The sequence below is a fragment of the Dietzia sp. JS16-p6b genome, assembly GCF_003052165.1.
In the GTDB taxonomy this organism is placed as follows: domain Bacteria; phylum Actinomycetota; class Actinomycetes; order Mycobacteriales; family Mycobacteriaceae; genus Dietzia.
Window position 1 is genome coordinate 266415 of record NZ_CP024869.1, and the last position, 13200, is coordinate 279614.

At 71.3% G+C, this 13200-nt stretch carries 14 protein-coding genes; 9 read left to right on the forward strand and 5 right to left on the reverse strand.

Annotated features, from left to right (window positions below):
• Nucleotides 1-92: 92 nt before the first annotated feature.
• The 4 genes from CT688_RS01200 to CT688_RS01215 all read left to right on the forward strand — a co-directional run bounded on the left by CT688_RS01200 (nt 93) and on the right by CT688_RS01215 (nt 1832).
• A complete protein-coding gene (locus CT688_RS01200; RefSeq protein ID WP_107755426.1) occupies nt 93-476 on the forward strand; it encodes a hypothetical protein in 384 nt (127 codons plus the stop codon).
• A 25-nt stretch (nt 477-501) separates the two neighbouring features.
• The gene (locus CT688_RS01205) at nt 502-801 is read left to right on the forward strand and encodes an RNA-binding S4 domain-containing protein (protein WP_370446320.1); all 300 of its coding nucleotides are present in this window, start codon (nt 502-504) and stop codon (nt 799-801) included.
• 5 nt (nt 802-806) lie between these two features.
• On the forward strand, nt 807-1352 hold the full coding sequence (locus tag CT688_RS01210) for a hypothetical protein (RefSeq protein WP_107757922.1): 546 nt from the start codon (nt 807-809) through the stop codon (nt 1350-1352).
• A gap of 96 nt (nt 1353-1448) precedes the next feature.
• A complete protein-coding gene (locus CT688_RS01215; protein WP_107755428.1) occupies nt 1449-1832 on the forward strand; it encodes a hypothetical protein in 384 nt (127 codons plus the stop codon).
• 16 nt (nt 1833-1848) lie between these two features.
• Here the strand turns inward: CT688_RS01215 and rraA are convergent, their stop codons facing one another.
• Nucleotides 1849-2331: a ribonuclease E activity regulator RraA gene (gene rraA / locus CT688_RS01220; protein WP_107755429.1), complete on the reverse strand. Its 483-nt coding sequence runs from the start codon at nt 2329-2331 to the stop codon at nt 1849-1851.
• Between the two features lie 133 nt (nt 2332-2464).
• Here rraA and CT688_RS01225 point away from each other — a divergent pair, with 133 nt between their 5' ends.
• The 3 genes from CT688_RS01225 to CT688_RS01235 all read left to right on the forward strand — a co-directional run bounded on the left by CT688_RS01225 (nt 2465) and on the right by CT688_RS01235 (nt 6359).
• Nucleotides 2465-3631, forward strand: a complete 1167-nt coding sequence (locus CT688_RS01225; RefSeq protein ID WP_194861012.1) for an amidohydrolase family protein — start codon at nt 2465-2467, stop codon at nt 3629-3631.
• Nucleotides 3628-5148, forward strand: coding sequence for a cardiolipin synthase (cls, locus tag CT688_RS01230; RefSeq protein WP_107755431.1), 1521 nt, complete (start codon nt 3628-3630; stop codon nt 5146-5148). Before CT688_RS01225 ends, cls begins: the two co-directional genes overlap by 4 nt.
• A 152-nt stretch (nt 5149-5300) precedes the next feature.
• A complete protein-coding gene (locus CT688_RS01235) occupies nt 5301-6359 on the forward strand; it encodes a hypothetical protein (protein ID WP_107755432.1) in 1059 nt (352 codons plus the stop codon).
• A gap of 100 nt (nt 6360-6459) precedes the next feature.
• Here the strand turns inward: CT688_RS01235 and CT688_RS01240 are convergent, their stop codons facing one another.
• Nucleotides 6460-7350 carry an oxidoreductase gene (locus tag CT688_RS01240; RefSeq protein WP_107755433.1) on the reverse strand — a complete coding sequence of 297 codons (891 nt, stop codon included), beginning with the start codon at nt 7348-7350 and terminating at the stop codon, nt 6460-6462.
• 115 nt (nt 7351-7465) lie between these two features.
• The gene (locus CT688_RS01245; protein ID WP_107755434.1) at nt 7466-8260 is read right to left on the reverse strand and encodes a MerR family transcriptional regulator; all 795 of its coding nucleotides are present in this window, start codon (nt 8258-8260) and stop codon (nt 7466-7468) included.
• 102 nt (nt 8261-8362) lie between these two features.
• On the opposite strand from CT688_RS01245, the gene CT688_RS01250 reads away from it, so the two are divergent.
• Nucleotides 8363-9928 (forward strand): succinic semialdehyde dehydrogenase, encoded by a 1566-nt coding sequence (locus tag CT688_RS01250; RefSeq protein WP_107755435.1) that lies wholly within the window; start codon nt 8363-8365, stop codon nt 9926-9928.
• A gap of 24 nt (nt 9929-9952) precedes the next feature.
• On the opposite strand, the gene CT688_RS01255 is transcribed toward CT688_RS01250, so the two are convergent.
• Together CT688_RS01255 and CT688_RS01260 are read right to left on the reverse strand one after the other, a co-directional pair.
• On the reverse strand, nt 9953-10498 hold the full coding sequence (locus CT688_RS01255; protein ID WP_231750448.1) for a copper resistance CopC family protein: 546 nt from the start codon (nt 10496-10498) through the stop codon (nt 9953-9955).
• Nucleotides 10499-10527: 29 nt separating this feature from the next.
• Nucleotides 10528-11370: a DUF6474 family protein gene (locus CT688_RS01260; RefSeq protein ID WP_107755437.1), complete on the reverse strand. Its 843-nt coding sequence runs from the start codon at nt 11368-11370 to the stop codon at nt 10528-10530.
• Nucleotides 11371-11565: 195 nt separating this feature from the next.
• On the opposite strand from CT688_RS01260, the gene CT688_RS01265 reads away from it, so the two are divergent.
• Nucleotides 11566-13161, forward strand: coding sequence for a TM0106 family RecB-like putative nuclease (locus CT688_RS01265; RefSeq protein WP_231750449.1), 1596 nt, complete (start codon nt 11566-11568; stop codon nt 13159-13161).
• The last annotated feature ends 39 nt before the right edge of the window (nt 13162-13200 follow it).

Consider the following 13200-nt stretch of genomic DNA (forward strand, 5'->3'; position numbering starts at 1 on the left):
CCGCACCGCGGGGTATCGTTTTGCCTTAATAGAACCTAAGATGTGAGGCACCTCGCTTCAGGCCGCCCCGGCCGTCGTCACGGAAGGCATACATGGTCCGCCGTCGCCCTGCCGCCGTGTCCGGTGCCGTGTTCATCCCTCTGGTCGTCGCCTTACTCGTGGCGCTGTGCCTGTCGCTCGCCATGGCCGGCGGTCCTGTGGCCTCCGCACAGGGGACAGGCTCCGGCGCACGGGTCGAGGTGACGGATCTGCCCGTCCTCAGCGAACTCCCGCCCCTTCCGGTGGAAGGGGACTCACCGGAGACGGAGGACGAGTCGGACTCGTCCCCCCTGGGGATCTCCGGCGTTCAGACCGTGGCACTGGGTCTGGCCGCCGCGGTGCTCGTCGCCGGCGGGATGGGCCTGGCCGTGGTGACGCGGCGCGGCCGGGTGGTGCTGCCGGAGGAGCAGGCCCCGCCCACCGGTCCTGCCCCGTGAGGGCGGGGCCGATAGGCTCGGCGGTATGAGCCGCCATATCGCAGGACGGGGACGGACCCCGCGGGTGACGCCGCGGGTCGGTCCACCAGTGCACGACGTCGAGTGTGATCTGAGCAGCAAGCTGACCCTGGGCCAGTTCCTCAAACTGGCGTCCCTGCTCGACTCCGGAGCGGAGGCCAAGGACGCTGTCGCGTCGGGCGCGGTGACCGTCAACGGACACGTCGACGAGCGTCGGGGTCGAGGGCTGGTCGACGGCGACGTGGTGGCGTACGCGGCACGAGCGGCCCGCGTGGTCGCCCGGGACGGACAGGGGAGAGCTCAGTGACCGAGATGACGTCCGGTGCCGGTCCGGCCCCGGTGGTGCTGCACGACGACGACCCGGGGGCCCGCCGCTACGCGGGGTGGTTGGCCGAGGAGTTCGAGACCCGCAGCTCCCATCACGATTCCGTGGATCCCGCCGAGCTCGTGGTGGCCGGGACGGTCGTGCTCGTGACGGGCATGCGTCCTGACGGTGGTCTGGGTGGGTCGGCGTTCATCAAGGACAACTGGGAGGCCCTGGTGGAGGCCGGTCGCCGGGTCGCCGTCGTCATGGTGGGTCCCACCCCGGTCACCGATGACGCACGGATAGACCTCATGTCCAGCGAGTTCTCCGCCGACCAGCTCCGCGACCTCAAATTGTTCCAGTTGCGCGGCGTGGTGACCCCTGACCAGCTCGGATTCCGCCAGCGCCTGGGGCTCAAGACCGCGTTGGCGGCTCTGCGACGGAAGGCGGACCGCACCCCGGAGGAGGAGTCGATGCTCGAACTGGGCGGGGTGGACCTCACGGACCGCCTGTCCCTCGGTCCGCTCCTGCGGTGGATCAGACGCGAGGCGTGAACTCTCCGGGGCGACCGACGCGGACCGTGATACCCGTTACACTGCGTGAGGACGGCCCCACGCCCGGGTGGGGTGCCTACCCGGAGGTTCCCTGACATGCGCACCACCATGCTCGCCGCGGCCTCGTCCGCCCTGATGGCGGCCGCCCTGGTCGTCGGCGCCGGATCGGCGGCGGCGGCGCCCGATGAACCGACGGGCCCGTTCTGCGTGTGGATCCAGACGCAGAACGGACTGCGCTGCATGTCGGTCGATCCGGCGACGATCGACGCGCTGGGGAGCCTGGGCTACGGTTCGTTCGGTACCGGCTCGCTGATGGATCTGCTGTCGACGCTCATCAACACCGGCTCGGTCGTCCTGTCCGTGGACGTGCCCAACTCGACCGGCTCGTACGCGCCCGGGTCCCTGGGGAGCTACGGTCCGGAGGCCTCGATCGGCGAGCTCGCCGTGGGCTCCATCGGGTCCCTCGCGGGGGCGTCCTAGTCGAGGTCGGTGTGGGTCAGCGCACCACGATCCCGTCGGAATCCGCATAGAGCATGTCGCCGGGGACGAAGTCGACCCCGCCGAAGCCCACCGTCACGTCGCGCTCCCCGGCTCCGGTCTTCGACGATTTCCGCGGATTCGTCCCGAGGGCCTTGCACCCGAAGTCCATCCCGCCGATGACCGCCGAGTCGCGGATCGCCCCGTGCACCACCACCCCGGCCCAGCCGTTGGACCGTCCGAGCTCGGCGATGAGGTCTCCGACGAGCGCGGTGTGCACGCTAGCGTCACCGTCGATCACCAGGACCCGGCCGTGTCCGGGTTCGCCCAGGACACTCTTGAGCAGTGCGTTGTCCTGGAAGCACCGGACGGTGGAGATCGGTCCGAAGAACTCGGTGCGCCCACCGAGGTCGAGGAACTGGGTGTCGCAACTGCGCACCCCCTCCCCGATCTCGTCGACGAGGTCGGCGGTGGGGACGAATCCGCTGGGGGTGTCGGTCATGGCTGGCCCTCCGGTCTGGTGTCGAGTTCCCTTCACGCTATCCCGCGACCCCGGCCCGGTGGACCTCAGCCGTGGGGGACAATGGCACCTGACGGTGTCACCGAGATCCCCCGAGACGGAGGAGGACCGATCCGTGGCCAAGTACGAGCTCCTGATCCACGCCCGCCGCGCCGTGGTCGACGGCCGCATCCAGCAGGCCGCCGTGACGGTGGACGGAGGCGTGATCTCCTCCGTGCGCACGGGGTCCGAGGCGCGTGACGTCGGGTTGGCGGGTGACCACACCGTCGATCTCGGCGACGACATCGTACTGATGCCCGGTCTGGTCGACCCTCATGTGAGCACCGAGGACGTCGCGGTGGGAACCCGGTCGGCCGCCCTCGGGGGGATCACCTCGGTGGTCGACTACGGCACGAACGGCGACCCGGCGGCCACCACCGTGGAACAGGTCGACCGCTGGCACGAGGCCGTGGCCGGGGAGTCCTTCGTCGACGTGGGATTGTGGGGTGCCGCGGTGCCCGACAACCTGGGTCGGCTCGGCGCCCTGCTGGACCGGGGGGTTTTCGGCATCTCCGCGGTGGCGGAGGGCAAGGGTGTCGCGGGGACCCCCACCCTGACCGGCCGGGACCTGGTGGCGGCGGCCGAAGAGGTCGCCGGTCACGGCGGTCTGTTCGCGGCGGATGCCGGCATCGGGGACCTACCCGCCCTGCTGGACGTCTGTCGTGGGACCGGCGGCCGCCTGCATCTCCGGGCCCTCGCCGACCCCGAGGAGCTGCCACTCCTGCGCGCGGCCAAGGCGGAGGGTCTGCGGGTGACCGCCTCCACCAGCCCGCACCTGCTCGCCCTGGTCTCGGAGGTCACCCACGGGGGGACCGCCGGCGCCGAGCTGGACCCCCCGATCCGGGACGCCGCCACTCGCGAGCTCCTCTGGGACGCACTGCGAGACGGCACCATCGACGCGATCGCCTCCGCCCGGCTCGGACTGTCGGTCGTGTGGACGGAGGCGCGGCGCAGGGGGTGCGATCTCGCGGACGTGGCCTGCTGGATGTCAGGGAGGACGGCCGCGATCGTCGGGCTCGAGGACCGGGGGGAGATCCGGACGGGCCTGCGGGCCGACTTCGCGGCCGTCGCCGACGACGAGGCGTTCGTCGTCCTCCCCGGCGCCCGCGAGCTCGGATCGGCCGACGCGGTATATGCCCAGAGGGCACTGGCGGGAGTGGTGCGCTGGACCATGACCGACGGTCGCGTCGTCGATCCCCGATCCCTCGCCAGAGGCGCCGTCCTGTCCCGGCCCGGCACATGAACCCCGTGGTCGAGCGACTGGCCTTCCTGCCGTTCCCGGCGGGTGTGACCTCGGCCCTGCTCATCACCGAGTACGCGCTCAAGATCCTGGCCCTGGGCATGGTCCCGGAGAACCGGCAACCGGCGTCCTCGCAGGCCTGGCTGCTGGTGATCCTGTTCATCCCGATCGTCGGGGTGCCGCTGTTCCTGCTGCTGGGCAACCCGTACATCACCGGACGACGACACATCATCCAGGCGGAGGCCAACAGGCTCTACGAGGAGGCCCTCGAGGACCAGCCCACGGTTCCGGACTCGGTGCGGGTGGATCCCGGCGTGCGGACCATCCTCGAGATGAACCGTACGCTCACGGCGATCCCCTGCATGTCAGGAGATTTCGTGGCGCTGCACTCGGACTACTCCGCGTCGCTGGCGGCGATGACGGCGGCGGTGCGGTCCGCCCGTGACCACGTGCACATCGAGTTCTACGCCCAGTCCTGGGATGACGAGACCGATGATTTCTTCGACGCCGCCGTCGAGGCCGCGGAGCGGGGGGTGGCGGTGCGGGTGCTGGTCGATCACCTCGGTTCGTTGAGGTACCGGGGATTCGCGCTGCTCCGCCGGCGTCTGCGTCGCACCCCGGTCGAACTCCACCTCATGCTGCCGATCAACCCGTTCGTGGGCAGGTTCCGGCGGCCCGACCTCCGCAACCACCGCAAGATGCTCATCGTCGACGGAGACCGCGGGTTCATCGGTTCCCAGAACCTCATCGCCCGGAATTACGGCAGTCCCCGCAACGCCCGGTTGGGGCGGGAGTGGGTGGACCTCATGATGGAGGTCCGGGGGGAGATCGTCCGCGCGATGGACGGGGTCTTCCTCGTGGACTGGTACTCCGAGTGCGGGGAGGTCATCGGCACGCTCGAGGAACTGTCCCGGGGACTACCGGTGGCGGCCGGTCGTCCTACGGGCGACCCGACCGCCGGCGACCCGGTCAGCGCGTTTCAGCTCGTCCCGTCCGGGCCCGGGTACCGCACGCAACCCAACCTGCGGATGTTCACCCAGCTCATCGGCCAGGCCGAGCATCGGATCAGGATCGTCAGTCCGTACTTCGTCCCGGACGAGGCGCTGCTCCACGCGGTGACGTCGGCGGCGTTCCGGGGTGTCGATGTGGAACTGTTCGTTCCCGAACACGCCGACCAGTTCCTGGTCCACCACGCCCAGCGCTCCTACTTCCGTGCGTTGCTCGAGGCCGGGGTCCGGATCAACAGGTTCCGCTCGCCCGCCGTGTTGCACACCAAGATGTTGCTGATCGACGACTTCACCGGGGTGGTGGGGTCGAGCAACATGGACCAGCGGTCGTTCAACCTGAACTTCGAGATCAGCCTGCTGGTCCTCGGCGGAGAGGCGGTGGCCGAGATGAACGAGGCGGTGGACGCCTACCTCGAGGACAGCACCTCTCTCGACCTGGAGACCTGGCAGCGCCGACCCTGGCCGGGGCGCTATGTGGACAACGTCGCGCGACTGAGTTCGGCGCTCCAGTAGACCTGGGACCCGTCCGGCCGCGCGCCCGCCCCGGGTGTGTCCGTCCGGGCGGCCGGCCCGCGATGACACCCGGCCCAGGGGGCCGACCCTGTAGTAGTACGCTTTGCGTGCGTGGGCCGGAGGGCCCTGCTCGTGACGAGAGGCCAGCACACATGCCCCAGAACAGTGTTTCCGGACTCCGGGCGAGGCGCATCGGCGCGGTCGTCGCCGCAACCGCACTGGCGGCCGTCGGTATCCCGGCCGCGGCCCACGGGCAGGAGACCTCGGGCTCCGATTCCTCGTTGCCCACCCAGACCGGCAACAGCAGCGTCGACGGCCTCATCGGACTGATCCCCGACGAGATCGTCATCGGGAACCCCGGCGTCGGGGCGGGATCCGAGGGGCTACGGGATCTCGGGAGCGGCGTCGTGCCGGACACCGCACTGTCCGTGGGTCAGGTCCTGGGCTCCGTGGCGCCCCTCGAGGCCCTGGGATCGGCGGGCGGGTCCGCGGCCGCCTCCGTGGCGTCCTCGGGAAGTCTGCCCGGTTCGGTGTACGTGAACCCGACCGGATCGCTCGGGTCGGGCACCATCGGACTCGGATCGCTTTCCATACCCGAGTACCTCTTCCCGGTACTCAGCGTGCAGCTGGCCGGCGGGTACTTCGCCGCCATGGCCGAGCGCCAGGAGGCCGGAGAGCTCTATCCGCATGAGTTGTCGTTCTGGCATGACGTGGTGGTGGGGTCGGCCGAGGCCGGCGGCGCCCTGGAGGACGCCGCTGCCGGGGCCGGGACAGAGCTGCCCGGCGGACTGGCCGGGAGCATCGACGCCGTCCAGCGCTCCGCGCTGCAGGATCCCGTCGAGGAGAACGAGCGGCGACGAGCCATCGCCGAGGCCGCCGCGGAGGCGGAGGCGGCTGACACTGCGGAGGCCACGGATGAGGCGGGGGCCGGCGACGGCACCGTGACCGAGGGGCGCGCCGACGGCCGGGAACCCGCAGCCGGTATGCCCCCGTTGACCGACGCGGCAGAGGTGGACGAGTCCGCGATGCACCACCACGCGGTAGGGGTCGCCCGGGTTCCGGGGGAGCAGGCCCCGGGCACCGGACCCCAGGCCGCGGGCCCTGCGACCCTGGCCGCCACCGGCGCCGAGACGACGGCGATCGCCGGCCTGGCGACGGTGAGCCTGCTCGTGGGCGCCCTGTTGCTGGCGGGGTCGAGGCGCCGCGGCTGAGCCGCGAGATCGGGCCGGCGGCTGAGCCGCGAGATCGGGCCGGCGGCTGAGCCGCGAGATCGGGCCGGCGGCTGAGCCTGTGGGGGTTCTCAGCCGCTGATCACCGACCTGCGGCCATCTCCTCGCACCGCTCCCACAGTGCTTGTGCGACCGCGCGGTCGTGCGAGGCACGGGTGGACTGCACGATCTTCGGGTAGCCGCTCAGTTCGCCGACACCGTCGGGGCCCACGTACGCGCCACCGGGCACGGAGGGGACGGTGGCCGCGTACAGCTGGGGCAGGGCGCCCCGTTCGGCGGGCTGGACGAGGAACGGGATCTTCTCCGCGATCCGCATCATCAGATCCTGGACCCGGCTGCCGCTGCGGTACTGGAGGTTGGTGGCCGAGTACCCGGGGTGCGCGGCCACCGCCTTGAGGGATGATCCGGTGGCGTCGAACCGGCGTTGCTGCTCGTAGGCGAGCATGACGCAGGCCAGCTTCGTGGCCGCGTAGACCCCCATCGGCGAGTACTTCTTGCGGGTCCAGTCGAGATCGTCCGGGTCCACCGTGCCCCGCTTGTGCATCATCGAACCGAGCCACACCACCCGGTCGGTGAGCACCGGCACGAGCTTCTCGGTGAGTGCGAAGTGGCCGAGCACGTTCACCCCGAACTGCATCTCGTGGCCCTGGGCCGTGCGGGACGGCGGGATGTTCATGAGCCCGGCGTTGTTGATCAGCACGTCGGGCCGGTGGTCCGCCAAGACCCGGGCCGCGGAGTGGACCGAGTCCAGGTCTGCCAGGTCGAGCTGGACGACCTCGGCACGATCGGGGTGGGCCAGTCCGGCCCGCGCGGCCTCGGCGCGGTCGGTGTCCCGGCACGCCATCAGGACCCGGGCGCCCGCCGCCGTGAGCGCCCGGGTGGACTCGAGCCCGAGGCCTGCGTTGGCGCCGGTGATGACGAAGGTCCGGCCCGTCTGGTCGGGGATGTCTGCGGTGGTCCATCGACTGGTCATGCGCCCAGGCTACGCACGCGCCTCCCCGCGCCGGCCGGCTTGCGCGCCCGGAATGGACCGTTCGTGGCGCATGGTCGGTCGCATTCCGGGCGAACAGGCCGCATAACCGGGCGGGTCAGCCCCAGGTGGCGGCGTCGGGGTCCACGCCGTGCGCGCGGGCATCGGCCTCGACGGCGGCCTCGAGCCATTCGGTCAGTCCCGGCTCGAGGGAGTCGTACGTCTCGCTGAAGCGCGGGTCCTGGCGGTACATGCGGGCCAACAGCACCTGCATCGACCGCGAACAGTCGTAGAACGTCGCGATCGACGCCCGATGCCGCTCGACCAACCCCGCGGCCCGGGGCGAGGCCGGGTCGACGCCGGCCCGTTTCGCGGCGGCGAGGTCGGCGTTCAGCGCGTCCGTCTCCGCCTTGACCCGTCGCCAGTCCTCCTTCGACATCCCCTTTGTCCGCTGCTGCGACTGCTCCCACTGCGGGGTGTCGCCCCACCGTCGCTCGGCCTCGGCCGGCCATTCCTCGTTCCAGTCGGTACCGAAGATCTCGGCACGATCCGAGGGGGTCAGTGGCGTGTTCACTGCGATCGCCTCCTTCAGGCGGTCTACTGCGGAGACCATCTCCTGCAGGTGAGAGATCCGCTCGAGGAGCAGCTCGCGCTGCCGGGACAGGTGGGCCGCCTCGTCGACGTCGGGGTCGTCGAGCAGCACACCGATCTGGGCCAGCGGAAGGCCGAGTTCGCGGTAGACCAGTATCCGGTGGATGCGCGCGACGTCGTCGTCGTCGTACACCCGGTAGTCCGACCACGTCCGGCCGCTGGCCGGTGCCAGCCCGATCCGGTCCCAGTGGTGCAGGGTCCGGATGCTCACGCCCACCAGTTCGGCGACCGCGCCCACGGTGAGGCCCTCGCTCCTCGTCATTCCTCCAGCATCTCTCACATCGGCCACCCTGGGCCCTGACGCGACGTCAGGGTCAAGGGCCGGTCGGTACCGCGGGGGCTTACTCGTCGGTAATATCGGGGTATGAGCCGACCCACATCACGTGTCTACGACCGACTGCGCGACCTTGTCGCGATCCCCGAGTTCCGCGCCGATCCGTCGAGTCGCGAGTCGACGGTGATCGAGGAGGTCTTCACCGGCACGCCGCTCGCCGAGATCCCGGCGGGGACCGCCGACGACGTGATGGCCGCGGTCGGACGGGCCCGGGCGGCCCAGGTGGCGTGGGCGGAGCGCGAGCCCGCGGATCGCGTCGCCGTTCTCAAGCGGTTCGCCTCCCTGGTCATGAGCAACCGCGACCAGCTCATGGACATCGTCCAGGCGGAGACCGGCAAGAGCCGGGCCTCGGCCCAGGAGGAGGTGCTGGACTGCCTCATCACCGCACGTCACTACGCCCGGACGGCCCCGGCGTTGCTCGCCCCCAAGCGGGTCCAGGGCATGCTCCCGGGCCTGACCAAGGCCGTGGTCCGGCGCCACCCCAAGGGTGTCGTGGGCGTGATCGCGCCGTGGAACTACCCGCTCAACCTCGCCGCCACCGATGCGCTGGCGGCACTGGCCGCGGGTAACGCCGTGGTGATCAAGCCCGCCTCCATCACCCCGTTCTGTGCCCTCGCCGCGGCGGACATGTTGTACCGCGCAGGCCTGCCGCGCGACCTGTTCCAGGTGGTCCCCGGGTCGGGCCGCACCGTGGGCGGGGCGATCGTGGAGAACGTGGACTACCTCATGTTCACCGGCTCCACGGCCACTGGCCGGACGCTCGGTCGCCAGTGCGGCGAGCGTCTGATCGGCTTCTCCGCCGAACTCGGTGGCAAGAACGCCATGATCGTCGCGGAGGGCGCCGACCTCGACGAGGTCGCCGAGGTGGCCACCCGAGCCTTCTTCTCCAACTCCGGCCAGCTCTGCATCTCCGTGGAGAGGGTGTACGTGGAGAGGTCCGTCGCGCCCCAGCTCGTCGAGAAGCTCACCGCGCGGGTCCAGTCGATGAGCGTGGGCCCCGGGTACGACTTCGAGGCGGAGATGGGCAGCCTGATCTCCCGCGACCAGCTGGAGACCGTGACCGCCCACGTCGACGACGCCGTGGCCAAGGGTGCCCGCGTCCTGGCCGGTGGCCGCCCCCGTCCGGACCTGGGTCCGCTCTTCTACGAACCGACTCTCCTGGCGGACGTGCCCGAGGACGCCACCTGCTTCGGTGAGGAGACGTTCGGGCCGGTCGTGTCGATCTACCCGGTCGACTCGGTGGACGAGGCGGTGGCCAAGGCCAACGACACCGAGTACGGGCTCAACTCCTCGGTCTTCGCCGCGTCCGACGCGGAGGGCGAGGCGATCGCCGCCCGTCTGCGCACGGGCACCGTCAACGTCGGAGAGGGCTACGTGGCCGGATGGGGCTCGGTCGCGGGCCCGATGGGGGGCATGGGCGCCTCAGGGGTCGGTCGTCGACACGGCGACGAGGGCCTGCTCAAGTACACCGAGGCCCAGACCATCGCGACCCAGCGCGTCATGCACCTCGGTGGGCCGTCGTTCCTCCCCCGCAAGCAGTGGCACGCCGTCCTCGCCCCGGCGACCAACGCGATGCGTTTCCTGCCCGGGCGCTAGGCGTCAGTGCAGCTGGTCCGCCCGTCACCGTCCGCGGCGCAGCAGCAGGACGGCCCCGCCGATCAGGAGGACCGCCAGTCCGGCGACGACCCACAGTGCCGGGTTGACGCCGGTCGTGGCCTCACCCGAGGTCTCGTCGGCGATCTGGTTCCCGGCGGGGTCGGCTTGGTCGTCGACCTCGCCCGCCGGGTCGCCGGCGGCACCCGCCGCGGATTGCACGGTGAACACGGACGAGCCGGTCACCACGTGCCCGTCCGCGGAGGTCACCCGGTAGCCGACGGTGTACGCGCCGTCCGGCAGGTCATCGACCTCCGCGGTGACGGTCTCGCCCTCCACGGAGGGCTCTCCCACGACCAGATTGGTCCGGTCGTCGCCGGTGGTGACGGCGACCGAGGCGAACATCTGGTTGATCTCCTCGTTGAACGTCAGGGCCACCTGATCCGGAGAGGCGTCGAGCGTCGCCCCGTCCTCGGGCTCCACGGAGACGAGGACCGAGTGCGCCGCGGCGACCGGGACCAGGACGGTGGCGGGAACCGCCGCGCCACCGGCGATCACGGCGGCGGCGAGCACGCCTGAGGTCCACCGCGTCCGGACCCCGCTCACGGTGTGACGCCGAGGCGGGCGAGGACGTCCTTGTTGACCCGGTCGAGTTCGCCGGAGATGGCGGAGTGCACCTCGCGTCGCTGGGCGGTCGGGGTGGTCTCGGCGGTCTCGACGGCCGTCCTCAGATCCTTGAGGCGGGACCGGGTGGAGGCGAGGAAGTCCTCGACCTGCCGATCGCCGCGGCGGTCCACCTCGAGCTGGTCGAGGGTCTGTTCCAGGCGGACGATGCGGGCACCGAGAGCGGCTCCCGGTCCGGTGGCGTCGATACCCGCCGCCCTGAGGTCCACGGCGCCGGCGGCGGACCTGTCGGTGGAACCCTGCGCGTTGGAGACGAGCTTGTAGACCATCGGGAGCAGCACCGGGGTGGCGACCTTGGCCAGGCTCAGCCACCGCTGCACGTCCTCCTTGCCGAGTTTGGTGCCCTCGAGCTTCTTCAACTCCATCTCCGCGAGTTGGTACTCGTGCTTCCGCCCCGCGGCCTCGATCTTCTCGGCCGCCTTCCGGTCCTTGGCCAGGAACTTGGCCTCCCGCTTGAGCGTGGCCCGTTCCTGCTTGGCGAGGGTCTTCTCCGCCTTGCGGTCCCTCCGGGACGCCTTCCGGGCCAGCGCGTCCTGCCGCTTGGCGCGCTTGGCCTCCCGCTTGGCCTTCCGGTCCGCGTTCCTGCCCGCCAGCTTGGCGCGCTTCTTCGCCTCGGCGAGCTCGACCCGATGCGCCTCCTTGGCCTTGTGTCGGGTCTCCTTGGCGGCGAGCTTGGCCTCGGTCATGGCGGTGGCCTTGAGCGCGGCGGCGTGGGCGCGGAGTTCGGCGCGCTTGTCGCGGTAGGTCGTCAGCTTGCCCATGGGCGTCGATCCTTCTCTCGTCGCGAACATCAGGTCCCCAGCCTAGGCGAACGGGCGACCGGTGAGCACCGGACCGGTGTCCGTGCGCGGAGTGGGCCATGATGGACGTCGATGGATGGTGCGCGGAACGGATCGAGCGGGGGCCCCGGCGGTGCGGTGGCGGGACCTGCCTCGGGGTCCAGGTGTCTGCACCGCGTGGCTCGTGAGCGGGACGCCGGTCCCGCCTGGTGGCGGACGGCCCCGCTCGACGAGGGTGTGCGCCTGCGGGCGATGGCGGCCGCAGATCGCCGCGCCGGACTGCGCGAGCGGGCGCTGCGGAGCGCACGTCCCGACGCGCTGGTGGTGGACGTGGTGGGGGACCACTGGACGGATCTGCCGGGAGACGTCCCGGGTGACGACGACGAGGCGGTCACCCGCCAGGCTCTGGCGGACGGGGCGGCGCTGGTGTGGGGTGCCGCCCTGCCCGCCGACCGCGGCACGGGGAGGGCCGGCCTGCGCTGCACGCTCGCGGCGGTGCCGGACGGAGGTTACGTCCCCGTTCTGGTGGTGAACCACAAGGTCGTGGACCCGCGGCGGAGCCGACGGTCGTCGGGGGCGGTGGTGACCCGCCTGCTCGACTGGGACCCGGCTCCTGATCCGACGCTCCGACTCCGCCGCCACCCGGCGGACCTCGACCGCCTCGTCCACGCGTGGCGCCTCCTCGAGGCGCTGGGGTACGCGGCATCGCACCCGGTCGGGGCCGTGTTGGGACTGGGCTCCGCGCGCGCGGTGGTCCACGAGCTCGACCCGGTCCTGGCCGCGGCCGACCGCAACCACGCAACGCGGCTGGCGGTCCTCCGGGGTGAACTCGACACGGTGCCGAGCCGGGTCGGGGAGTGCCGCACCTGCCCGTGGTGGGAGGGCTGGGACGACCGGGGCACGTCCGTGACGGGGTGCCGTGACCGGTTGGTTCTCGCCGACGACGTGAGCCTGGTGGTGGGCGGAGGGCAGGTCGGAGCGGTCCGCGCGGCCGGCGTCCACACGGTGGCGGAGCTCGCCGAGGCCGGGTCGGAGCGTCCGCCGGACTGGAACGGCGAACCGTTCTCCGATGCGGTCCTGCGGGCCCGTGCGCACCGGGACGGCGAGGTCGTCGTCCCCAAGGTGGCCCGACCGACCATCCCGCGCGCGGACATCGAGGTGGACGTGGATCTCGAGAGCCACCTGGACGACGGCGCCTACCTGTGGGGGACCCTGCTCACCCTGCGGGACGGGCGCCGCCTCGAGGCCGAGGGATACCGTCCTTTCGCGACCTGGGCCCGGCTGCCGGACCCGGACGAGGGGCGCTCGTTCGCGGAATTCTGGCGGTGGCTCACCGGCATCCGGGACAGGGCCGAGGGGCAGGGGCGCACGTTCCGCGCCTACTGCTACTCCAAGTCCGCCGAGAACGGCTGGATGCTCTCGACCGCCACCCGGTTCGGGCCGGAGGGCACGCTGGCCGAGGTCAGGGGCGTGCCCTCGGTGACCGAGGTACGCGGGTTTCTCTCCTCGTCCCAGTGGGTCGACGTCCACGAGGCGGTGGCCACGCAGTTCGTCTCCACCTCCGGTCTCGGACTCAAGGTGGTGGCGCCGGTCGCCGGGTTCCGTTGGCGCGACCCGGACGCCGGGGGAGAGGCGTCGATCGGGTGGTATCGGGACGCGCAGGCCTCGCGGGGGGTCGAGCGGGACTCGGGCAGGGAGCGCATCCTGGCCTACAACGAGGACGACGTCCGGGCGACGAGGGCTGTGCGGGAGTGGATTTCGCAGCAATTCTAATCGAGTTCTCACTGAGAGAGAGCTGTTGCTTTGCTTAAT